2 protein-coding genes are annotated in these 1,277 nt (G+C 41.2%); both read right to left on the minus strand.

Going from position 1 to position 1,277, the window contains the following annotated elements; translation table 11 throughout:
- Positions 1-939, minus strand: a 939-nt coding sequence (locus F6K52_RS36415) for a polyketide synthase (protein WP_293090115.1), incomplete at its 3' end; no start/stop codon positions are given.
- Between the two features lie 28 nt (positions 940-967).
- The coding region (locus F6K52_RS36420; protein WP_293090118.1) for an acyl carrier protein at positions 968-1,277 on the minus strand (310 nt) is incomplete at its 5' end.

Raw genomic sequence — 1,277 nt, forward strand, 5'->3', positions numbered from 1 at the left:
TTGGGCTAAACCGTTAGGAACAGTTAATCCGCTACTGAGACCATCGTGATTGACCGCTGTACCTCGAATTAATCCTAGGATATTATCGCCGTCTGCGACAGCATCAGATAAACGCTTGAGTACAACAACACCACAACCTTCTCCTCTTCCATAACCATCTGCGGATGCATCAAAGGTTTTGCTGCGTCCATCAGCAGCTAAAGCCCGCATTTGAGATAGTATGATTGTTGTCTGGGGTGAGAGCATCAAATTTACCCCACCTGCTAGAGCTAAACCACATTCCCTAGCACGCAAGCTCTGACAGCTCAGATGGACTGCAACTAGGGAAGATGAACAAGCAGTGTCTATGGCTAAAGCTGGACCTTGTAGGCCTAAAAAATAAGCTAAACGTCCCGCTGCAACGCTAAAAGCACTACCTGTAAAAAAGTAGGCATTATTGGCTACATCCTGAGATATTTGCAATTGCGTGTAGTCAGAGTTATTGATCCCCACGAATACACCACTTTTACTACCTGCTAATTTGTTGGGGGAAATACCAGCATTTTCTAAAGCTTCCCAGCTGAGTTCTAACAATAATCTTTGCTGGGGATCCATTTCTACTGCTTCCCGTGGTGCAACTCCAAAGAAATCAGCATCAAACTCATCAACTCCAATGTCTAAAAATCCTGCTTGACGTGTATAAATTTTATCAGGAGCTCCTGGATTTGGATCGTAAAAACTATCCATATCCCACCTAGACATGGGAACTTCAGCAATCGTGTCTACCCCATTGCGCAATAATTCCCAAAAAGAATCTGGGTTGTTAGCACCACCGGGAAAGCGACAACTCATACCTACAATAGCAATAGGTTCTGTTTGCTGCTTTTTTATTCTATCGAGCTGAGACTGCATTTTTTCGATTGCTAACAATGCACGCTTGAGTGGGGATAAATTAGACATCGTTTTCTGAGTTATTACTTGTTTTTCCTTAAGCTTCCAGAATCGCCAATTTCTGGAGTAATAATGCTTCCGCTTCTGATTCTGAAACTTCTTCTAACTTAGTTTGAGTGATTACTGTATTATCTAAGTGTTCTTGTTGTGCATAGTTGATTCCTGTGGTATTTACTTGCAAATCCTCCGAGAAAATCTTTGTTAATAAATACTGTGCAAGTTTTTCTATAGTCGGATAATTAAATGCCAAACTTGTAGATAAAGATTGTTGTAAACTCAATTCCAAACGGCGTTTTAAATCCACAGCCATCAAAGAATCCATACCCATATCAAAAAACCCAGTTTGC

Origin of the sequence: Moorena sp. SIO3H5 (assembly GCF_010692395.1) — a bacterium.
In the GTDB taxonomy this organism is placed as follows: domain Bacteria; phylum Cyanobacteriota; class Cyanobacteriia; order Cyanobacteriales; family Coleofasciculaceae; genus Moorena.